Source organism: Streptococcus oralis (assembly GCF_964238205.1).
Lineage (GTDB): Bacteria > Bacillota > Bacilli > Lactobacillales > Streptococcaceae > Streptococcus > Streptococcus oralis_CZ.
The window spans coordinates 213,003-234,417 of the sequence record NZ_CAXSLF010000001.1; the positions used below are offsets into that span (position 1 = coordinate 213,003).

A 21,415-nucleotide genomic window follows, 5' to 3' on the forward strand; every position below is an offset into this window, starting at 1 on the left:
CGATTAGCCTTAAAGAAAGCTTATAAAAGCACCTAGAATTTTCTAAGTGCTTAAAATAGATTAAAAAATTTAATAATGTAGAGATTTAGTTGAACCTGTCTAGAGTAATAATAGTTTCCACCATCCACATAGAGTTCTCCACCTTGAAAGATGGAAATTGGATTGACGTAGCGATAGGTTTTTCCAGTTGTATTTCCTAAAGTTGGAGCAACGGTATCTCTTGAGTATTTCTTGGCTAGTGCAAGGGTATTTTCTTTCCCGTTTTGGGCGATAAAATCAATATATGCAGGCCCAAAGTTATAGGCCTGTACGGCAGTCCAAACATCTACACCCTTTTCTTGTGCTAAATAAAGATTCTCTGTCAAGGTTTGAATTCCCTGACGAATACTACTCCTATTGTCAGAAATTGTATTTGTAGTTCCGCTAGCAGACTCACTTGACTGCATCACGTCACTTTCTTTACCTTTGGTTTCGGTATAAATCATGGCCAGGACTAGTTCTTCATTTGCTGGCGTATCTTGCTCACTTAGAACCTCTCGTACCAAGGATTGATAAGTCATGACCTGCTTAACATCCTGATACATGTGAAAAAGTTTATAGCCAGTAAATAATACAAGAACAAGTAGCAAGACCCTTCTTATAAATTTAAACATTATTTGCTTTGTATATCCTCGATGTTTTTGATTAAGATAGAGTAGGTTCCGTTGTCATTTTGGATAAATTCGACCGACTCAGCATCTTGATAAATATTATTGGGTACAATTAACTCAATACCATTTGATAGGGAAAGTTTTTGGTTTTCAAATTTCTTTAATTGGCGACTAGCATCGATTTCATCAAACTGAACTGGCTCTGGCACTGCTTCCTTGACTTGGTCAATAAAGCTAAGACGTGCAGTGAGATTGTTGTCAAAAAGGTCATTGGCCAATTTTTCTGGAGACAATTCATTGCTTTCTTCAAGATTGTTGAAAATAGCAGACTTGACCTTAGATTGAAACTGGAAATCGTCTGTGTTGAATGTCTCTGCAATTCTCTGAGCTGTTTTTTCCAGCTCCTTGATTGACTTCTTAGGTGAAATCTTTGGCTGAGCCTGAATCAAATTCTCAGAAAAATAGTTCAAAAAAGTCCCGTTATACTTGATTCGTTTCTCAATCAAGTGATATTTTCGGCTTTGAAGATTGACCACCAAGGCTTCGTCAGCCCCTGTACCAAATCCAGGAAGATTGTTTTGAGTCAGCTTGATTGGATTATCAACCTCTCCTCCAAGGTGAGTCAAGGTCTCACGCAGGGCAATTCGCAAGAAAGCGAAATGCTCTACTCCTTCTTTTGAAAATTGCACAAAAACTAAGTCATTGGTCTTAAGATTTTCGGAAATGCTGAATTCCTCTTTCCAGAGGTTAGCCAGTGTCACCGATGTCTCCAATAAATCGTCTGTAATGTGATTGAAGAAGGGATTTTCTTCTTCGAAAATCCCAGTCTTGGCTTCATCTGAATACACACGTTCGATTTTCTTGCGTAGGTATTCTTCGATTTTTGGAGTGATATTGAGAAATTTATCCGCTAGAAACAAGTCCGTATCATCCGGACTGAACTGATGGATAATAGCTTTCTTAATATAAATGTCCATAAAAATTTTAGTCCTCGTATAATGGGAAAGCATCTGTCAAGGCTTTGACTTCGCTTCTCACTTCTTCTAAAACAGCCTCATTTTCTGCATTCTTAAGGGTTTTAATGATAAGTTCAGCCACTTTACGGCTCTCTGCTTCACCAAAACCACGTGCAGTTGTTGCTGCTGCACCGATACGAATACCACTTGTCTTGAATGGTGACAAGGTTTCGTAAGGGATTGAGTTTTTATTTAGGGTAATGTTGACTTCATCCAGCAAGTTTTGTGCAACTTTTCCATTTTCTACAACCTTGGTTACATCAACAAGGAAGAGATGGTTTTCAGTCCCTCCAGAGATGATACGGAAATCAGGGTCTTGCAAGAAGACATCTGCCATAGCCTTGCTATTCTTGATGACATTAACAGCATATTCCTTGAAAGCTGGATCCAAAACTTCTTTGAAGGCAACAGCCTTAGCAGCAACAACGTGCTCTAAAGGTCCACCTTGAATACCTGGGAAAATAGCTGAATTGATTTTCTTAGCTAGGTCTTCATCATTGGTCAAAATCAAACCACCACGTGGCCCACGAAGGGTTTTGTGGGTCGTTGTTGTAGTGATATGAGCGTATGGAACTGGGCTTGGGTGAAGACCAGCAGCTACAAGACCAGCGATGTGGGCCATATCAACCATGAGTTTAGCACCGACAGCATCAGCAATTTCACGGAATTTTGAGAAGTCGATAATTTGAGAATAGGCTGAAGCACCAGCTACGATGAGTTTAGGTTTTACTTCTTGGGCTTGTTTTAAGATAGCATCAAAGTCCAAGAGCTCTGATTCTGGATCTACGCTATAAGAAACAAAGTTGTAGGTCTGACCAGAGAAGCTGACAGGAGCTCCGTGAGTCAAGTGCCCACCTGCTGCCAAATCCATCCCCATGACCGTATCACCTGGCTCAATCAAGGCCATGTATGCTGCACAGTTGGCTTGACTTCCTGAGTGAGGTTGGACATTGGCAAACTTTGCCCCGAAGATTTCTTTTGCGCGTTCAATGGCCAGAGTTTCTACCACGTCTACTACGTCAGTCCCACCGTAATAACGACGTCCTGGGTATCCTTCGGCGTATTTATTGGTCAAGATAGACCCTTGAGCAGCCATAACAGCCTTAGAAACGACGTTTTCAGACGCGATTAGCTCAATATTGTTTTGTTGGCGTTCCTCTTCTTTGGCAATAGCATTCCAGAGATCTGCATCATATGCTTTAAAATCATCTTTGTCAAAAATCATAGGTCTTCTCCTTTATAGTGTGACAGGTCTTTAGTTTGTTTTTACAACAAGAATATAAAATCCAAACTAAAAAATGCGAATAAACCGTTTCTGCGTCTTATCGCAGGTATAACCAACTTTTTCATAGAAAGCATGCGCACCTAAACGATGGTCTGCAGAATTTAAGCGAATAAAGTTATAGCCTCTTTTTTTTGCTTCATGTTCCAAGCCTTGGAGTAAAGTTTTTCCGATACCCTGACCCTGTGTTTGAGGCAAAACAGCTAAAGCTAGGATATTAAAACCTGGTTTTGAATAAAGGGATTCATAAACCTCGGCATGGACATAACCAAGTAAGTCATGGCTGGTCGAATCCTCGAAACCCAGTAGGTAGTGATGTGAGTCTTGAGATAACTTAGCTAGTTGACTAGCCGTTTCCTCTAAACTAAACGAATAGCCTAAAGCTTCTTTATTAATCTCACAAATAGATGCAACATCTGTTGTTTTCAAATCACGTAGCATTTCATACCTCCTCAAAAGGAATTGTTGGTATCTTGGCAAGGATATCTTCTCGTGTAATCGCTCCTTGACGTAGAATCTTCACCTTATCGCCAGATAAGTCTAAAATAGTCGAATCCTGACCTGTTAAAAATGCATCGTCTTCAAGTCCCAAGACCTCTTGGTCAAAATCATGAAGAATCTTGTGAAAATTTACTCCACTTGATTGACCTGAGATATTGGCAGAAGGTCCGATTAAGGGGCCAAATTCACGAATCAACTCCAGAGTTACAGGATGACTCGGCATGCGAAATCCAACAGTCGTCAAATCTGAATTGACCCAGTAGGGAACCTTGTCATTAGCTTCTAAGATAATGGTCAAAGGGCCTGGTAAAAAACTTTCAACCAGTTTTTGGAGATAAGCTGGCTGATTCTTAGAAAAGTTCAAGATATCGTCTAAACTTGCGACATTGAGATTAAGTGCTTTGTCTCTTGGACGACGTTTAAGTTGATAGACATGATCAACTGCTTTTTCGTCTAGCGCCTTGGCAAAAAGACCATAAACTGTTTCTGTCGGCAGAACAACAGCTCCACCTTTTTCAAGCTCTTTCTTAATTTTCTCCATCATCAATGACAACCATCCTATCTTGGCCAAATTGGTCTTTGAGCGTTCGAACTCTCTTCTCGGAAAAATTCTCCTTGAAAAGAGCTGGAACGCTTTGTCCTTGTTTGTAGCCAATTTCAAGATAAATCTTACCACCATCATTTAGATAGTCCTTTGATTCTTCCGCAATTCTGCGATAGATCGCTAGACCATCCTCATCTGCAAAGAGGGCTAAATGTGGCTCTGAATGGAGAACATTCAAACCAACTTCTTCCTCATCTGCTCGAGAAATGTATGGTGGATTGGATACAATTATATCATATTTTGAAGAAATTTCGGAGAAACAGTCAGATTTAATAAAGGATAATGTTAGACCTTGATTATTAGCGTTTTCCATCGCCAAATCCAAAGCATCCTGAGAAATATCAGCAGCTGTGACTGACCAATCTGCTCTATTTTTAGATAAGGCAAGAGCGATAGCACCACTCCCTGTTCCGATATCCAGGACTTTGAGGTTTTCCTTTGGATTCTCAGCCAAAATGAGTTCCACCAACTCTTCTGTCTCCGGTCGAGGAATCAAGACCCGCTTATCTACTTTCAACTGCATCCCAAAGAATTCAGCATGACCGATAATATACTGGGCGGGTATATGATTTGCCAATTTCCTGTAAATGTCCTCTACAAACTGTCTTTCTTCCTCTGAAATTTCTTGCTGAAGAGCAAAGACGAAGTCTGTAAAAGATAGATTTTTCAGGCTACGATAGACAAAGGAGAGGCTTTCTGCTTCCTCTCCCTGTGCTATCAACTTTTCCTCAAAATCCTTAAAAATTTGAGCTAATTTCATTATTTGTTTAATTCTTCCAATTTTTGCGTTTGGTCGTAAAGAACCAAGGCATCCACAACTTCATCGAGTTTACCAGACAAGATAGTATCAAGTTTTTGAAGAGTCAAGCCGATACGGTGGTCTGTCACACGGTTTTGTGGGAAGTTATAAGTACGGATACGTTCTGAACGGTCACCAGTACCGATAGTAGACTTACGCTCTGCGTCCTGCTCATCTTGGGCAATCTGTGCAAAGTGGTCAGCAACACGCGCACGGATAATCTTCATAGCCTTCTCACGGTTCTTTTGCTGGGTACGTTCTTCCTGCATTTCAACCTTGATATTGGTTGGCAAGTGAACGATACGAACGGCAGTCGCAACCTTGTTGACGTTCTGTCCACCAGCACCAGAAGCGTGGTAGATATCGACACGAAGGTCTTTAGGATCAATATCGTATTCTACTTCTTCGACTTCAGGCATGACAAGAACTGTTGCAGTCGATGTATGGACACGCCCTTGGCTTTCTGTCACAGGGACACGCTGTACACGGTGAGCACCAGACTCATACTTGAGTTTAGAGTAAACAGATTGACCAGAAACCATAGCAACCACTTCCTTGAAACCACCAACACCGTTCATTGAGGCTTCCATGACTTCAAAGCGCCAGCCTTGGGCTTCAGCGTACTTTTGGTACATGGTTAGCAAATCACCAGCGAAAAGTGCTGCTTCATCACCACCAGCTGCTCCTCGGATTTCAAGGATGATGTTCTTGTCATCGTTTGGATCTTTAGGAAGGAGCAAGATCTTCAGTTTTTCTTCGTACTCTTCTTTTTCAGCCTTAGCATCTTTCAATTCTTGTTTGGCCATTTCTTCCAAGTCAGCATCTCCGCCTGATTCTTTAATCATCTCTTCGGCATCGATAATGTTTTGAAGGACTTGTTTGTATTCGCGGTAGGCAGTTACGGTATCACGAGTAGAAGCTTCCTCTTTTGAAAGCTCCATGAAACGCTTGGTATCAGAGACCACATCTGGGTCGCTCAACAATTCTCCCAACTCTTCATAACGGTCTTCTACAGCTTGTAGTTGATCATAGATGTTCATTTTTCTTCATTCTCCTTATTGATTTCAGGGGCAAAATAATGTTTACGGCAAACCGAAATATAGGTTTCATTGCCACCTATCTGGATCTGCTCACCATCATAGACTGGCAGACCATTCTGCGTACGCAACACCATGGTCGCTTTTTTCTTGCAATACTGGCAAATGGTCTTGATTTCGTCAATCTTATCTGCTAAGAGCAGAAGATATTTTGAACCTTCGAATAGTTCGTTGCGAAAATCATTTTTTAAACCAAATGCCATGACAGGTATGTCTAACTCATCCACAACACGAGCTAGGTCGTAAACATGGTGACGCTTTAAAAACTGGGCTTCATCGACAAGTACACAATAGGGCTTTTCAGGTAAATCTCGGATGAACCCAAAGATATCCGTCGTTTCCTCAATAGCAACTGCTGGTCTTTTCATCCCAATTCGACTTGAAACATAGCCAACACCGTCACGCGTATCCAGAGCCGAAGTCATAATCACAACTCCCTTTCCTTGCTCCTCATAGTTATAGGCTACCTTGAGAATCTCAATCGTTTTTCCTGAGTTCATGGTCCCATAACGATAATACAACTGTGCCATGCTTCTATTTCACGTCCATTTCTAAATTTTTGCTACATTCTAGTATACCATATTTTCTCAAAGCTTTAAATGGCAAATTGTGGTAAAATAGAAGAAATCAAATAACTAGTGGAGGACGCAATTATGCCATTTGTACGCATCGATTTATTTGAAGGACGCACGTTAGAGCAAAAGAAAGCCCTAGCCAAGGAAGTAACGGAGGCTGTGGTTCGCAACACTGGTGCACCTCAATCTGCTGTTCATGTCATTATCAACGATATGCCTGAAGGAACCTATTTCCCACAAGGCGAAATGCGCACTAAGTAAAGCTTAAGCAATCTGCTTAGGCTTTTCTTTATAAGTGCCATTCGTTGAATAAAACACTATATTTTGTTACAATTTTAAGAGATATTAGTCAATACAAACAAATAAACTATAAAGGAATTGAAATGATTACACGGGAATTTGATACCATTGCAGCAATCTCCACTCCACTTGGTGAAGGGGCTATTGGGATTGTTCGTTTAAGCGGAACAGATAGCTTTGCTATCGCCCAGAAAATCTTTAAAGGCAAGGACTTGAGTAAGGTTGACAGCCATACACTTAACTACGGCCACATTGTTGATCCTCAGTCAGGCAAGGTCATGGATGAGGTCATGGTTGGAGCTATGAAGTCTCCAAAGACCTTCACTCGTGAGGATATCATCGAGATCAATACCCACGGTGGAATCGCCGTAACCAATGAAATTCTTCAACTGGCTATCCGTGAAGGGGCTCGTATGGCAGAGCCTGGTGAATTTACTAAGCGTGCCTTCCTTAACGGTCGTGTAGACTTGACTCAGGCCGAGGCTGTTATGGATATCATCCGTGCCAAGACAGACAAGGCCATGAATATTGCAGTCAAGCAACTAGACGGTTCTCTATCAGACTTGATTAATAATACTCGTCAGGAGATCCTCAATACACTAGCACAAGTAGAGGTTAATATCGACTATCCTGAATACGACGATGTTGAAGAAGCCACTACTGCTGTTGTCCGTGAAAAGACCTTGGAGTTTGAGCAACTCTTAACCAATCTCTTAAAAACGGCACGTCGCGGTAAAATCCTACGTGAAGGGATTTCAACAGCTATCATTGGTCGTCCCAACGTTGGGAAGTCTAGCCTTCTCAATAACCTCCTGCGCGAAGATAAAGCCATTGTAACGGATATTGCAGGAACTACTCGAGATGTCATCGAAGAATACGTCAACATCAACGGTGTTCCACTGAAATTGATTGATACTGCAGGTATCCGTGAAACAGATGACATCGTCGAACAAATCGGTGTCGAGCGGTCCAAAAAAGCTCTCAAGGAAGCTGATTTGGTTTTACTTGTCTTAAACGCCAGCGAACCTCTGACTGCTCAAGACCGACAACTTCTTGAAATTAGTCAAGATACTAATCGAATCATTCTTCTTAACAAAACTGACCTACCTGAGGCTATTGAAACTCAGGAACTTCCTGAAGATGTCATCCGTATTTCAGTCCTAAAAAATCAAAACATTGATAAGATTGAAGAACGGATTAACAACCTCTTCTTTGAAAATGCTGGCTTGGTCGAACAAGATGCTACTTACTTGTCCAATGCTCGCCACATTTCTTTGATTGAGAAAGCAGTTGAAAGCTTACAAGCAGTTAACGAAGGTCTTGAGCTGGGCATGCCAGTTGATCTGCTTCAAGTTGATTTAACTCGAACCTGGGAAATTCTTGGAGAAATTACAGGAGATGCTGCTCCAGATGAACTCATTACACAGTTGTTCAGCCAATTTTGTCTGGGTAAATAAGAAAAAACTAGGTCAAAAAATGCTAGTCACCTAAAAAGAGGTTGGGACAAAAAGATCCCGACCTCACTTTTTATTATCAATTATAATTTGACGCGGTAGCTGATTGAACTTTTTGTTCGTCTTTTAGACTTCAAAAAGCTCCTAATCATCCTCGCGGGGCTGGGACTACGAAATCAAGACTTTGTCTATCGATTTCTGTCCCACCGCCTTTTCTTTCACCTTCTAAGTTATAACCTACCTTAGCAGAAATCTGAAACAAACCTTATACTCAATGAAAATCAAAGAGCAAACTAGGAAACTAGCCGCAGGCTGTACTTGAGTACGGCAAGGCGACGTTGACGCAGTTTGAATTTGATTTTCGAAGAGTATTACCAGTTCTTTTCTATTTTCACTTAGTCTTTAGGTAATTTGCCAGCTTTTTCAAGCATTTTTTTGATTAAATAAGGCATCTTGACATTTTCACGACCTTTTTTCTCAATTAATTTTTTAACAAATTCTGGCATTTGTAAGTCTTTTGATTCATCTAAAATATTCTTAGTTTCATCCGAAGGGACTAATTCATCAAAGGTTTCTTCTTCTGGGAGGAATTCTCTAAATTCTTTATGTTCGTTAGCTCGGACAATATTGACCAAGGCATCAATCAAACGAGAATCTGTATTTGGCATTGGTGGACGATGGTAGTTGACCCCAAATTCCTGACATAAGTCATAACATTCCACATCGTTGTCAAACAAGACTTCAATATGCTCACTGATAAAACTAATAGGCACAAAAATATAATGCTCTGGATGTTCTTCCTGTTCTCTAAGATACTCCAATACATCTGGTTTAATCCAAGGAATACCAATATCACTTTCGCTCTGCCAAGTGTTGGTATATTGCTCTGGTTTCAAGCCTAATTTCTCAGCAATTAACTTGCTATTTTCGAAAATCTGGTCGATATAGGGATCACCAAAATCCAAAGCAAAAATGGGTACACTGTGGGCAGAAAAGATGACTTTAAAGCTATCCTGTTTCACCTTTTCTTTTAAAATTTTAGCAATTTCAGCTGTCCAATAGTTTAATAGTGCTTCTTCTTGATACCAGTCCTTAATAACTAAAAACTGAATTTGTTTGCTTTCCAGAAACTTTTCGTACCCCATGACAGAGTAAAAGGAATAGTGTGGCTCCAAAATCAAGCAAATACACTTTTTAATTCCATCTGCTTCCATTTGCCGAATCACATCTGGAATAAAAGGGGTTGAAAATTTATTGGCAAAATAAACACTATATTCATTTCCCAATCTAGCAGCTACTAAGGCAACTTCTTCACGGGTAATTTTTTGTAGCGGAGTTCCTCCAATTCGAACATAATTATCATAAAGTGTTTGAATCTCGTGATCTTGAGGTCGAACTCCACGACGAATGTTAGTAAAAAAGTCAGCTACTCCTTCAAAGGTAATCTCTTCTGGTGAACCAAATGTCATCATTAAAATTGCTTTTTTCATCTCTGCATCCTTGTGATATTTTTATCTTTTTTATTGTATCACTAAAACAGCCATAAGTAAACGCTAACATAAGAATGTTACCTCCCTTCTGACTTTTGTTTTTCTCTTCTTTCTATGATACAATGGTTTTAAAAGAAGGAAAAAAGGAGTTACGATGAAATATCCAACATTGTTGGAGCGTTTTTTGACTTATGTCAAAGTCAATACACGTTCTGACGAACATTCAACCACTACACCAAGTACCCAAAGTCAAGTAGACTTCGCAACCAATGTCCTCATCCCTGAGATGAAACGTGTTGGTTTGCAAAATGTCTACTATCTACCAAACGGTTTTGCTATCGGAACCTTACCAGCCAACGACCCAAGTTTGACTCGTAAGATCGGTTTTATCTCCCACATGGATACAGCTGATTTTAATGCTGAAGGTGTCAATCCACAAGTTATTGAAAACTACGACGGTGGTGTTATCGAGCTTGGCAATTCTGGTTTCAAGCTTGATCCAGCAGATTTTAAGAGCTTAGAGAAATATCCAGGGCAAACCTTGATCACTACTGATGGAACTACTTTGCTCGGGGCTGATGACAAATCTGGTATCGCTGAAATCATGACAGCTATCGAATACTTGAACGCTCATCCTGAGATTAAACACTGTGAAATTCGTGTTGGCTTTGGACCTGATGAAGAAATCGGTGTTGGTGCCAATAAATTTGATGCAGAGGACTTCAATGTTGACTTTGCTTATACAGTCGACGGTGGACCTCTTGGAGAATTGCAATACGAAACCTTCTCTGCTGCAGGTGCTGAACTTCACTTCCAAGGCCGTAATGTCCACCCAGGAACAGCTAAAGGACAAATGGTTAACGCCCTTCAATTAGCCATTGACTTCCACAATCAACTCCCAGCAGGTGACCGACCTGAGTTGACTGAGGGTTACCAAGGATTCTACCATCTCATGGATGTAACAGGAACTGTTGAGGAAGCGCGTGCTAGCTACATCATTCGTGACTTCGAAAAAGAAAACTTCGAAGCGCGTAAAGTTGCCATGCAAGCTATTGCTGATAAGATGAATCAAGAACTTGGTAGCGATCGGGTAACCTTGACTTTGACAGACCAGTATTACAACATGAAGGTAGTCATTGAAAAGGATATGACTCCAATCACCATCGCTAAATCAGTAATGGAAAGTCTTGATATTACACCAATTATCGAACCTATCCGTGGAGGAACGGACGGTTCTAAAATTTCCTTTATGGGAATTCCAACGCCAAATATCTTCGCTGGTGGCGAAAACATGCATGGTCGTTTTGAATACGTTAGCCTACAAACAATGGAACGTGCAGTCGACACCATTATTGGGATTGTGGCTTATAAAGACTAAAGAGATCGGGAAAGAATTCCCGACCTCTTTTTTATCAGAAACCTACTTTTAACACGGTAGCTGTCTGAACTTTTTATTATTCTGCTACTTTTTCTCTCGTTTCTGGAGAGCTAGTTGCAGGAGTTAAGTTTGACTCAGCTTGTTTATCGTTTGTTTCTGTATTGGCTGTTTCTGTGCTAGCTTCAGCTGGCTTGACTTTGGAGTGAAATTCTTGGTTTAACAAAACGATTTCTTGAGCAAGAGCTAAAAGAGCTTGCTTGTCTTTGCTTGCTGCACTAAGCTTATCAAATAAGGCGTCCACTTTTTCAAAATCAGCATCAGAACCATTATTCATTTCTAAATAAGTATGAAGGGCAATGACACCATTATAAAGTTTTTGGTAGAGAACTAAAACTTCTGGGTCTTGTTTGACATTCTCACGTTCATTCTGAATGGTTAGTGAAATACGCTTCAGAAGATCTTGGACTTGCGTGTTTAATTCATCAAGGTCTGCATCATCTTTATCTAGAGCAGCTTTCAGATTTTTAACTTCGTCAGCAAGTGAAGCTTTAACTCCCTCTTCTTTGACTTGAGCCACTAACTCTTCAGCTTTTGTTAAAAGTTCTTCTACTTGACCTTTTCGAACATGATTGCTTTGTTCCTCAGGCTTAATATCATCATACAAACCTTTCAAAAATTCATAGACTGCCGTTTTAGCACTGTGACCATCCACTTTTTCAGTATCTAGGATCGTTTCAGAAGGCTTACTTGTAACAGATTCATTCTTCAGAGCTTCTTCAACTTCCAGTTTTGTTTGATAGATTTCTGGGAATAGTTTGTTCAAGTCAGTCGCCTTAAGGAAGGATTGCGACTGATAAAGGGTCCAAGTTAAGTTGGCAACCTTATTTCTAAGAGTGTCATTTAAACGACCATCTGACAGATGTTGATAGAAATACTTAATGTACTCGACTGTTGTAACTCCAGTACGATCATTAAAGTCTTGAAGAGCTTCTAGTTTAGCTTCAACAGCATCTAAACCAGCTTCATCTTGAGCCAATTTATTTTCTTGGAGTTGAGCCAAGAGATTCTTTTTAGGAAGTCCATAAGCATCCGTATCCAAGGTATTAATCTTATCTACTAAAGCTTGATATTTCTTATCTAAAGGACTGATTTCTGTTGGTTTTACGCTAGAGTCAACGTGGATATACTGCTTGTCAAAGAGATCTAAAGCAGCCAGATAACCAGCTGTAGAGTTTGTTGAGAGCTTCTTCATATTTTCAGAGAATTGTCCCAAGGCAAGCTCAATTTGTCTTTGTTGAATTGGTTTATCCTTGTAAACTTCACGACTTTCTGCTAGAAGTTGATCAACCTTATTTTGAACAGTAGCTTCATCAAAGGCTCCTGGTTGGTAGTTAGATTGCAAGGCAGGAATCTTATGTTTCAAAGCCACTTCATAACCTTTAGTTTGTACTTTAATGTAGTGGTTATGGTCACCGTGAGGAATGACAAAGCTACCATTTTCCACCTGCAAACTATATGGAGAGACACCATCACGAAGTGCAGTTGTATAGAGTTCGTTTAGGAAATCAAGCTCTGCATCTCCTGTTTGAAGCGGAATACGAACGTGTTCTTTTCGAACTGCGTAAGGGTGAATGTGAGTTGGGTCGTAAGCCTGGTCTGGATTTCCAAATACAAAGAATCCATTTGAAATTCGGATAGCTTCAAGCGGAACACCATAGGTTTTAGAGATATAAGCTATCTTTTCTTCATCGCTGGCATCTCGAGAGAAACTTTCTACAGTCTTGGCAAGAGGTTTAATAGGTTCTGCCTGATGTTGACCATGCAAATGCTCTTGAGCTGCCTTTATCTGCTCTGCTGACAAATCTTTTTTAAAGAAATAGTGGGCATGATCTCCATGTGAAACCACAAAACCTTGCTCATCCTCACTAATCACTCGCTCAGCTGCAAAGCCATGATCATGTTCATCTTCATGATGCTCGTGTTTCACTTCATTCTCTTTAGGAGTGTTATGATTATCTTTTGGAACTTCTGTTTGGCTATGCCCATGTAAATGTTCTTGCGCTGCCTTTATCTGCTCTGCTGACAAATCTTTTTTAAAGAAATAATGTGCATGGTCTCCATGTGAAACCACAAAACCTTGCTCATCTTCTCTAATCACACGCTCAGCTGAAAAGCCATGATCATGTTCATCTTCATGATGCTCGTGTTTCACTTCATTCTCTTTAGGAGTGTTTTGATTATCTTTTGGAACTTCTGTTCGGCCATGACCATGCAAATGCTCTTGCGCCGCCTTAATCTGTTCTGCTGTCAAATCTTTTTTGAAGAAATAGTGGGCATGGTCCCCATGTGAAACTACAAAACCTTGCTCATCTTCTCTAATCACACACCCAGCGGCAAAGCCATGATCATGTTCATCCTCATGATGGTTCTTATGAGTTACATTTTCATGATCACGCTGAACTGTTGGTTTATTTTGATTTTCTAACGGCTTTGTTAGTGTTAGGGCACCGCCAAGTGGTATCAAACGAGCAATTTTTTGCTCCAAAGCAGACATACTACTATAAGGAATGAAATGGTAGTGATTGCCGTGTGGAATCGCAACTCCTGATGGTGTTCGACTGGTAATTTTAGCTGGGTCAAATACCAAACCATCAGATTCTTGATAGCGTTGACTAACTGGTAAAGCATATAACTGAGCAAGAAGACTTTGGAGGCTATCCTCCTGATCTACTGGGATGCTTGTTGCTGGGCTATCGGCTTGAGAACTTGGTGTAACACTTGGATTTGGTTTATAATCCGTCAGGCTTGGTTGACTTCCTCTTCCAGCTAGATAGGCTTGAGCTGCTGCTAATTCACTTGAAGATAGGGCACTCTTTGGAACGTAGTGATAATGCCCACCGTGAGGAACGATATAAGCATCCCCTGTATCTTCAATAATATCTGCAGCATTAAAGACATAACCATCATCCGTTGTATATCGACCTTGTGCTCTGGCAGTAAGAACTTCCTCACTTGCACTACCACTATCTGATATGTGTTCTTGTTTTTGCTGCTCGATTTGTTCTTTGGTGCGAATATTATCAGCGTGACTCGCATCTTTTAGATAGACATAGTATTTACCGTCCACTTTGATGATATAGCCACCTTTAATCTCATTGACAATATCTTGATCACGCAACTGATAGTTCGGATCTTTCATGACCAGTTCTTCGCTAAAGATAGCATCATAAGGCACCTTACCATTATAGTAATGGAAATGGTCACCGTGGGAAGTCACATAACCTTGATCAGTGATCTTGGTAACAATCTGTTCAGCTTCTATTCCTTCCTTCTTGCTAACTTGGTCTGGTGTCAGAGATTCATTCTTCTTAGCTTCAGATCCTTTACCGTCAACATAGGATACACGATTATCATCTTTTTTCTCAGGTGCTTGATGTTGATTTAAAGCGTAAGCGCAGACACTTAAAGCAAGGACCACTGCAGATCCTGCTAGATATTTTTTATTAATCTTCATAATCTCCTCATTTCAATTCTTCAGCTAAGATAGCCATATTTTCTTCTAGGTTTTCTAAGTAGGACTTGTCATTTTGTGGGTCTGCCTCTAAAGGATTGAGGGTTTTCAGACTCACACCTGTTGATTTGACAAGTGTATCAGCTACCTTTGATGAAGCGTTACTCTCTGTAAAGATGGTTTTGACCTTATAAGTCTTTACAAATTCCTGAATTTCAGTCAATTGTCTTGGACTTGGTTCTTGATCAGGAGATATTCCTGCAATCCCAAGCTGATTGAGTCCAAATCGTTTTGCCAAATATGAAAAGGCTGTGTGTTGGGTCACAAATGTCTTTTGATTTGCTTTTTCAAAGATGGGTTGGTATTTCTTAGTTAATTCATGAGCCTTGGCACTAAGGATCTGTGCATTTTTCTGATAGGTATCCTTGTTGGCACTGTCCAGTTCGGATAACTTATCAGCAATTATTTGTGCTTCTTCTGCAACCTTTTCAGGATCTAACCATGTGTGAGGATCGTACAAGGTCTTCTCATCAATCCCATCTCCTGCCTGCATATCTTCTAAGCCAGGCACGCGCTCTAAGGTCATACCTTCTGATGCTTCCAACACCTTTACCTTGGACTTTTGTAGGCTTGGATCCAAACTTCCCGCCCATGATTCTAATGTATGAGAATGATAAACAAAAACATCTGCATCATAGATGGCTGCAATATCATTTGCAGAAGGTTCGAAGGAATGGATACCAGAACTAGACTGAATCATCCGAACATCATTTAGATCACCTGAAACCTCTTTGACCATAGCATAGACAGGATAAAAACTGGTCACAATCTTCATCCCCTTAGTTTCATCACTCTTGTCTTGACTGGTCTTTTGTCCACAAGCTCCTAAAACGAGAGCAAAGAAGGCAATCATGAGCCATAGGATAGTTCTTTTTTTCATAACAACTCCTTAACTAGTATTTAACCGTTTAATTAACTAGTAAACATTTTACTCCTAAAAATTTAAAATGTCAATATTTTTTTGCATTTTCATGAAAAAAGTGAGAACTAGATTTCATTCTCTGTTCTCACTGCTTATTTTTAACATTTGACTTTTAATTGTTTTAGAACTCCTTGATTCATTTTTTAAGACAGCAAATTTCAGTTTTTTAACAAAGAAAAGGACATTATTCAATCAAAAATCGAACAATATCCTTTCGAATAGATTATAACTAATAAATATCTTTTAAGGTTTTATTTGTTTTAGTGTCTTAATGTCATACATCACTAATTCACCGTTTTTATTGTAAAACTGAACCCCTTCTGGCTGAAAAATTAGAAACTTAGGATCGATTTGGGCAATTTTTGCTAACTTCTCTATATGTTCATTTAAAGTTACTTTATCCAATCCGTAGTCTGGTAAATCATCGTCACTTTCTTCTTTGGAGTTTTCTTTATCTTCAACCTTGTTTTCTGAAGGAATTTCGTTGGTTGTACCAGTCTCATTTACGCCTATATTATTATTCTTCGGTTGCTCCTCAGTTTTATCTACAGCAGTCTTATTCTTATCACTATTTTCAGTATTGTTTGAATCAGCTTTTAATTCTTTATTAGGATGTGTAGACGTTTCAGTTTTGGATTCTTTTTCTTTCATTCTTTTGGCAATTAAGTCTTGCGCTTGTTTCCATTCTACTTCTGATAAGTCGGATTTAGTGATACTTCTCAATGAACCACCTCCCGCTCTTGGAATACTAAATGATTTGTCTTCCCATACAAAAGTTTCTTTTGCCAATACATCTTTCGGATCAAAAATATAACCATCTGGAGTTGCAAATCGACCTTCTGCAAGAGCTTTCTGAACTTCTTCAGCAGAATGGATAATTTGCCAATTCTGCATTCCAGCGCGTTTTTCAAGAGGAGTCACATTAGCAATAGCAGATCCAGCATCATCATGACCTGGTTTTGACCAAACTTCAGGACGCACATCAGGATGTTGCATTACATATTTTATAGTTGCTATTTGCTCACTATTTAACCAAGAATAAGGCACAACGTGAATATGATCAATGTGTGGAATAATGAATGAACTTCCAGTATCATAGGTAGTATTGGCTGCATGCATCGGCAAACTTGAGACATCTACAGCTAATCTTGGTTTAATCCCTGTGTCTACTATATCATAACGATAATGGTCTCGATCCTTAAGCATGAGTTCTTGTTCAGAAAAAGCAATTTGAGTAAGATCAAGTTCGTCTCGAGAATAGAAGTATTCTTTCCCGTCTTCTTTAAGAACATAACCAACTTTACCATCTTTGGTAACTTTGCTAGTTACTTTTTTTGAATCAAATTTTGGTTTTTCCTTCTCATCTGAGTGAACTGAAGAAAAGATGGAATCTGGATTTTTACCAGTTTCTTGAATCCATTTAGCAACTTCATCCAATTCGAATTGTTCTAATTCACCATATCCCATATAATGGAAATGATCTCCGTGTTTGGCAATAACACCTGATTTATCAACAGAATCGATTGAATCTTTGGTAAATATATATCCATCGCTCGTATCATAAGGTTTGCCATCTAAACCTTTTCCATAAGCTTTGATTGGTTGTCCTAAGAACTTATGAACTACTTCTTTTGATGCTAAAGGTTTAATATCTGTAACAATTTCGTTTAATCCATTTTGCCCTTTTAACGGAATCATTCTTGCAATCTTCTGCTCTAAATCAGACATTTGTGAATAAGGAATAAAGTGATAATGGTCTCCGTGAGGCACTGCTACACCGTTAGCTGTTCTTTTCGTGATTTGAGCAGGGTCAAAAATCAAACCATCCGATTCCACATGGCGTTCTGATAAAGATTTTGCATACAATTCACGTAAAAGTGTTGGAATATCTTCCCCTTGGTCTTGATGATAAGTTGGTGTGACAGTCAGATTAGGAGTCTCTGTCAGACTTGGTTGAGCTGGTTTAACATTGTTACTACTTGGTTTACTTGAACTTGTAGAGGAATGTGCGCCTTGTTTACCATTCCAATAAGCTTGGGCAGCAGCCAATTCTCCTGCTGACAAATCACTCTTAGGGATATAGTGGAAATGATTGCCGTGCGGTACAACAAAAGCGTCTCCTGTATCTTCAATCACATCTGTCGGACTAAAGACATACCCATCATCCGTTGTATAGGCTCCTCCAGTTCCTCGATTCGGTGCCGGCGTATTGAGATTAAAGTTTGGTTTAATGGTTGAACTTGGTTTCTCAGAACTGCTTGGTTTCGGATTATCAGCATGACTTTGAATTGGCTGACCTCCAATTGGCAGATTTCGAGCCAATTTTTCTTCCAAAGCAGACATTTGCGAATACGGAATGAAATGGAAATGATCCCCGTGAGGAACTGCCACACCATTTGCAGTACGTTTTGTAATCTGTGCTGGGTCAAATACTAATCCATCAGACTCCACATGACGTTGGCTAAGTGGCAAAGCGTACAATTCTTGAAGGAGACTAGCTAAATCCTCATTTTGGCTTTCCGGAGCTGTTGCAGGATTTTGAGGAGTTTCAGATGGACTAGTTCTCACACTAGATCTTGTTTCTCCTCTGCTTGAACGATATTCAACGGTACTTAATTGACTACCTTTACCAGATAAGAAGGCTTGAGCAGCAGCTAATTCACTGGCAGACAAATCACTCTTAGGAATATAGTGGAAGTGATTGCCATGTGGAACGATATAAGCATCACCAGTATCTTCTATGATATCAGAGGCATTAAAGATATACCCATCATCCGTTGTATAGCGTCCTTGAGCTCTGGCTGCAACTACTGCTTGATCGTTAGAACCACCCCCATGATTACTACTATGTTCCTGCTTCTGACGTTTAATCTCTTCTTTTGTACGAATATTGTCCGCATGAGCCGCATCCTTAAGGTAAACATAGTATTTCCCGTCTACCTTAATCACATAGCCACCCTTGATTTCATTGACAATGTCTGAATCCTTCAACTGATAATTCGGATCTTTCATCAAGAGTTCCTCGCTAATAATAGCATCATAAGGAACCTTGCCATTAAAGTAATGATAATGGTCCCCATGTGAAGTCACGTAACCTTGATCGGTAATTTTAACAACAATTTGTTCAGCATTGATCCCCTCTCGCCGACTAACTTCATCAGGCGTCAGATTTTCAGTCTTAGTACTAGCCTGATTTTCTTCTATATATGCCACACGATTAGGCTCTTTGCTAGTCTGTACCGCTTGGAAACGCCCCAGTTCATAACTTGAAAGGCTTAATGCTAAAAGAGCTACCGAACCAAGAACATATTTTTTATTGATTTTCATCTAAACACACTTCCTATTTCATTTATTCGTTAAATAAAGAACTACACTTTTTCCTAAAGAACTTCCTTAACTGGTTAAGCACATAACTGAAAAACGAAATCACTTTTAAAACTCCTCCTTCTATTTTCTATTTATCAAACAAGATTTGAGCGAGTGAGTTACCTCTTTATATACTTAACCAGTTATTTAACTAGTTAATAGTTTACTCCTATCACATAAATCTGTCAAGAATTTTTTTGTCTTTCAGGTAAAATCTAGATAAAAAAGAGGAATATCCCCTAGTATGAGATAGATTCCTCTTTTTACTATATTAGTGTTGAAATGGCATAAAATCCGATTCAAAGCAAATGTTATCCTTATCTTCTGCGTTGACAAAATTTAAAAACAGCTTTTGAAATTCTTCAAATTCATAGTCTGAATGACAAATCCACTCCTTACCCGTCGAGACATACCATTTTCCAAGACTTGCAAGTTGCTCCTTGGTCAAGGATGGTACATGAGAGCAATGTTCAAAGTTAATAATATAAACTTTTTCATAGACTGATTTAATAAAATTTTTCAGCATAAACTTTCCTCGCTTGAACTCTATACCTAATAACTAGTTGTACTATTCAATCACTTGGGTCTCAGCTAGTTTTTTGTACCAATGTGCAGATTTCTTAGGATAGCGTTCTTGTGTATCGAAGTCAACATAGAAGAGTCCATAACGTTTTTCATAACCATTAGACCATGAAAAGACGTCCATCAATGACCAGATGAAGTATCCTTTAACGTTTGCACCATCTGCAATCGCATCAGACAATACCTCCAAGTGTTGTTTCACATAATCAATACGGCCATCATCGTAAACAGTGTTGTCCACAAATTCATCTTTGTATCCAAGTCCGTTTTCAGTGATGTAGATCTTCTTGTAGTTTGGATAATCTTTCTTAACACGCATGATTTGGTCGTATAATCCTTGAGGATAGATAATCCAGTCCCAGTCAGTACGAGGTACATAGTCAGGAGCTACACGACGACCAACACCCTTGATCTGGTATTTAGAGCTTCCTTTTTCACCTTTACCGTTGTGGATGATCTCAGTTTCACCATCAAAGGCTTCCATCCAATCGCTCATATAGTAGTTAATTCCGAGGAAGTCATTCAAATCTTTAGCTGCTTCAAGCGCTACAAAGTCTTCTTCACGAAGATCTAGGCTACCACCATTGACTGCTAAGATATGGTTGACACCTTCCATTGTTGCATCTGAATAGTGTCCAAGGTATGTAGCATCCAAGATAAATTTGTTGTGGATGATATCTTCCAACTCAGCAGCACGAACGTCTGCTGGATTTTCAGGATCTAATGGATACTTAGTTGGAAGGGCATGAACGACACCAATCTCACCTTTATAGCCTTTATCCTTGTAGAGTTTGACAGCTCGAGCATGAGACACCATCATATTGTGGTGGGATTGGAAGACTTTGGCAAGGTCATATTGAATACCTGGTGGAAATTTACCTACCAAGTATTGACCATCACCGATTGGACCAATTTCATTAAAGGTTGTCCAATAGTTGACTTCTGGGAATTCTTCAAAACAGAAGGCAGCATAATTTACAAAGTGTTCGATATTCTCACGATTCAAGAAGTCTCCATTTGAGTGAAGAGCTTCGGGTGTATCAAAGTGGTGAAGAGTTACGAACGGTTCTACATGACGTTTATGACATTCTGCAAATAAGTTATGATAGAATTCTACCCCTTTTGGGTTTACTTCACCATAACCAGTCGGAAAAATACGTGACCAAGCAATTGAAATACGAATACCGTTTACCCCATATTCCTCAGCCAACTTTAAGTCCACTGGATATTTATGGTAGAAATCACTCGCTGGTTCAGCTGTATACCAATAGTTATCAGCTAGGTATTTGTCCCATGCAACTGGTCCTTTACCATCTGTATGTGTAGCTCCTTCTGCTTGATAAGCAGCTGTTGCGCCACCAAAAATAAAATCTTTAGGAAGTGTTTTTGTCATTTTTTCACCTATTTCTTGATTGGATAAAATGAAAAGCGAGCGGAGAGGAGCTAGTGAGCTATCCATCTCCGTCTCACTTCTTGTACAAAGTCACCAAATAGTGACATAAAGGGGGAAAACAAATATATAATCCGGAGACTCTTTTACAGTCCTCAAGGTCAGTAGAATTGTGACATGAGGAGGTAAAAACGATATTTTTTTACCGACGAATTAACAAGGCGATTAGGAAAATCGCCATAGCGATTTCCGTAATGATAGGAGACTGTTTCACAGTACCTAGGGTTAGTCGAATTGTGACATGAGGAGGTAAAAACGATATTTTTTTACCGACGAATTAACAAGACGATTAGGAAATCCGCCATAGCGATTTCCGTAATGATAGGAGACTGTTTCACAGTACCTAGGGTTAGTCGAATTGTGACATGAGGAGGTAAA

Annotated in this window: 17 protein-coding genes; 3 read left to right on the forward strand and 14 right to left on the reverse strand. The window is 39.6% G+C overall.

The window, feature by feature from the left end:
• Positions 1 to 50: 50 nt before the first annotated feature.
• The 8 genes from ACESOD_RS01145 to ACESOD_RS01180 all read right to left on the reverse strand — a co-directional run bounded on the left by ACESOD_RS01145 (position 51) and on the right by ACESOD_RS01180 (position 6,479).
• Positions 51 to 653 (reverse strand): lysozyme family protein, encoded by a 603-nt coding sequence (locus tag ACESOD_RS01145; RefSeq protein ID WP_373093502.1) that lies wholly within the window; start codon positions 651 to 653, stop codon positions 51 to 53.
• Positions 653 to 1,627 carry a nucleoid-associated protein gene (locus ACESOD_RS01150; RefSeq protein WP_373093504.1) on the reverse strand — a complete coding sequence of 325 codons (975 nt, stop codon included), beginning with the start codon at positions 1,625 to 1,627 and terminating at the stop codon, positions 653 to 655. The genes ACESOD_RS01145 and ACESOD_RS01150 overlap by 1 nt, the downstream gene beginning before the upstream one ends.
• Before the next feature lie 7 nt (positions 1,628 to 1,634).
• Positions 1,635 to 2,891: a serine hydroxymethyltransferase gene (glyA, locus tag ACESOD_RS01155; RefSeq protein ID WP_373093505.1), complete on the reverse strand. Its 1,257-nt coding sequence runs from the start codon at positions 2,889 to 2,891 to the stop codon at positions 1,635 to 1,637.
• 66 nt (positions 2,892 to 2,957) lie between these two features.
• Positions 2,958 to 3,389, reverse strand: a complete 432-nt coding sequence (locus ACESOD_RS01160) for a GNAT family N-acetyltransferase (protein ID WP_373093506.1) — start codon at positions 3,387 to 3,389, stop codon at positions 2,958 to 2,960.
• 1 nt (position 3,390) lies between these two features.
• Positions 3,391 to 3,993 carry an L-threonylcarbamoyladenylate synthase gene (locus ACESOD_RS01165; RefSeq protein WP_373093508.1) on the reverse strand — a complete coding sequence of 201 codons (603 nt, stop codon included), beginning with the start codon at positions 3,991 to 3,993 and terminating at the stop codon, positions 3,391 to 3,393.
• Entirely contained in the window at positions 3,977 to 4,813 is an 837-nt protein-coding gene (gene prmC / locus ACESOD_RS01170; protein ID WP_373093510.1) for a peptide chain release factor N(5)-glutamine methyltransferase, read from the reverse strand. Before prmC ends, ACESOD_RS01165 begins: the two co-directional genes overlap by 17 nt.
• On the reverse strand, positions 4,813 to 5,892 hold the full coding sequence (prfA, locus tag ACESOD_RS01175) for a peptide chain release factor 1 (RefSeq protein ID WP_001028810.1): 1,080 nt from the start codon (positions 5,890 to 5,892) through the stop codon (positions 4,813 to 4,815). The genes prmC and prfA overlap by 1 nt, the downstream gene beginning before the upstream one ends.
• Complete coding sequence (locus ACESOD_RS01180; RefSeq protein ID WP_373093512.1) at positions 5,889 to 6,479, reverse strand: thymidine kinase; 591 nt, start codon at positions 6,477 to 6,479, stop codon at positions 5,889 to 5,891. The genes prfA and ACESOD_RS01180 overlap by 4 nt, the downstream gene beginning before the upstream one ends.
• Positions 6,480 to 6,602: 123 nt before the next feature.
• Between ACESOD_RS01180 and ACESOD_RS01185 the strand changes: the two genes are divergently transcribed.
• Both ACESOD_RS01185 and mnmE read left to right on the forward strand, forming a co-directional pair.
• The gene (locus ACESOD_RS01185) at positions 6,603 to 6,785 is read left to right on the forward strand and encodes a 4-oxalocrotonate tautomerase (protein WP_001117401.1); all 183 of its coding nucleotides are present in this window, start codon (positions 6,603 to 6,605) and stop codon (positions 6,783 to 6,785) included.
• A 122-nt stretch (positions 6,786 to 6,907) separates the two neighbouring features.
• Positions 6,908 to 8,281, forward strand: coding sequence for a tRNA uridine-5-carboxymethylaminomethyl(34) synthesis GTPase MnmE (gene mnmE, locus ACESOD_RS01190; protein WP_373093514.1), 1,374 nt, complete (start codon positions 6,908 to 6,910; stop codon positions 8,279 to 8,281).
• 392 nt (positions 8,282 to 8,673) lie between these two features.
• Here the strand turns inward: mnmE and hemH are convergent, their stop codons facing one another.
• A complete protein-coding gene (gene hemH / locus ACESOD_RS01195) occupies positions 8,674 to 9,768 on the reverse strand; it encodes a ferrochelatase (protein ID WP_373093515.1) in 1,095 nt (364 codons plus the stop codon).
• Positions 9,769 to 9,922: 154 nt separating this feature from the next.
• Between hemH and pepT the strand changes: the two genes are divergently transcribed.
• Positions 9,923 to 11,146, forward strand: coding sequence for a peptidase T (pepT, locus tag ACESOD_RS01200; RefSeq protein ID WP_373093517.1), 1,224 nt, complete (start codon positions 9,923 to 9,925; stop codon positions 11,144 to 11,146).
• A 76-nt stretch (positions 11,147 to 11,222) separates the two neighbouring features.
• Here pepT and ACESOD_RS01205 read toward each other — a convergent pair whose 3' ends face one another.
• The 5 genes from ACESOD_RS01205 to lacG form a co-directional block, all read right to left on the reverse strand.
• The gene (locus ACESOD_RS01205; RefSeq protein WP_373093519.1) at positions 11,223 to 14,660 is read right to left on the reverse strand and encodes a pneumococcal-type histidine triad protein; all 3,438 of its coding nucleotides are present in this window, start codon (positions 14,658 to 14,660) and stop codon (positions 11,223 to 11,225) included.
• Between the two features lie 7 nt (positions 14,661 to 14,667).
• Positions 14,668 to 15,597 carry a metal ABC transporter solute-binding protein, Zn/Mn family gene (locus tag ACESOD_RS01210; protein WP_373093521.1) on the reverse strand — a complete coding sequence of 310 codons (930 nt, stop codon included), beginning with the start codon at positions 15,595 to 15,597 and terminating at the stop codon, positions 14,668 to 14,670.
• 285 nt (positions 15,598 to 15,882) lie between these two features.
• On the reverse strand, positions 15,883 to 18,966 hold the full coding sequence (locus ACESOD_RS01215) for a pneumococcal-type histidine triad protein (RefSeq protein WP_373093522.1): 3,084 nt from the start codon (positions 18,964 to 18,966) through the stop codon (positions 15,883 to 15,885).
• Between the two features lie 310 nt (positions 18,967 to 19,276).
• Complete coding sequence (locus ACESOD_RS01220) at positions 19,277 to 19,531, reverse strand: DUF3884 family protein (protein WP_373093523.1); 255 nt, start codon at positions 19,529 to 19,531, stop codon at positions 19,277 to 19,279.
• 42 nt (positions 19,532 to 19,573) lie between these two features.
• The gene (lacG, locus tag ACESOD_RS01225) at positions 19,574 to 20,980 is read right to left on the reverse strand and encodes a 6-phospho-beta-galactosidase (RefSeq protein ID WP_373093524.1); all 1,407 of its coding nucleotides are present in this window, start codon (positions 20,978 to 20,980) and stop codon (positions 19,574 to 19,576) included.
• Positions 20,981 to 21,415 lie beyond the last annotated feature (435 nt).

Coding starts and splice junctions, on each gene's coding strand:
- ACESOD_RS01210 (WP_373093521.1), bottom strand. CDS start 15,597: ATGAAAAAAAGAACTATCCTATGGCTCATGATTGCCTTCTTTGCTCTC.
- mnmE (WP_373093514.1), top strand. CDS start 6,908: ATGATTACACGGGAATTTGATACCATTGCAGCAATCTCCACTCCACTT.
- ACESOD_RS01180 (WP_373093512.1), bottom strand. CDS start 6,479: ATGGCACAGTTGTATTATCGTTATGGGACCATGAACTCAGGAAAAACG.
- hemH (WP_373093515.1), bottom strand. CDS start 9,768: ATGAAAAAAGCAATTTTAATGATGACATTTGGTTCACCAGAAGAGATT.
- glyA (WP_373093505.1), bottom strand. CDS start 2,891: ATGATTTTTGACAAAGATGATTTTAAAGCATATGATGCAGATCTCTGG.
- lacG (WP_373093524.1), bottom strand. CDS start 20,980: ATGACAAAAACACTTCCTAAAGATTTTATTTTTGGTGGCGCAACAGCT.
- ACESOD_RS01205 (WP_373093519.1), bottom strand. CDS start 14,660: ATGAAGATTAATAAAAAATATCTAGCAGGATCTGCAGTGGTCCTTGCT.
- ACESOD_RS01165 (WP_373093508.1), bottom strand. CDS start 3,993: ATGATGGAGAAAATTAAGAAAGAGCTTGAAAAAGGTGGAGCTGTTGTT.
- ACESOD_RS01220 (WP_373093523.1), bottom strand. CDS start 19,531: ATGCTGAAAAATTTTATTAAATCAGTCTATGAAAAAGTTTATATTATT.
- ACESOD_RS01185 (WP_001117401.1), top strand. CDS start 6,603: ATGCCATTTGTACGCATCGATTTATTTGAAGGACGCACGTTAGAGCAA.
- prfA (WP_001028810.1), bottom strand. CDS start 5,892: ATGAACATCTATGATCAACTACAAGCTGTAGAAGACCGTTATGAAGAG.
- pepT (WP_373093517.1), top strand. CDS start 9,923: ATGAAATATCCAACATTGTTGGAGCGTTTTTTGACTTATGTCAAAGTC.
- ACESOD_RS01160 (WP_373093506.1), bottom strand. CDS start 3,389: ATGCTACGTGATTTGAAAACAACAGATGTTGCATCTATTTGTGAGATT.
- prmC (WP_373093510.1), bottom strand. CDS start 4,813: ATGAAATTAGCTCAAATTTTTAAGGATTTTGAGGAAAAGTTGATAGCA.
- ACESOD_RS01145 (WP_373093502.1), bottom strand. CDS start 653: ATGTTTAAATTTATAAGAAGGGTCTTGCTACTTGTTCTTGTATTATTT.
- ACESOD_RS01150 (WP_373093504.1), bottom strand. CDS start 1,627: ATGGACATTTATATTAAGAAAGCTATTATCCATCAGTTCAGTCCGGAT.
- ACESOD_RS01215 (WP_373093522.1), bottom strand. CDS start 18,966: ATGAAAATCAATAAAAAATATGTTCTTGGTTCGGTAGCTCTTTTAGCA.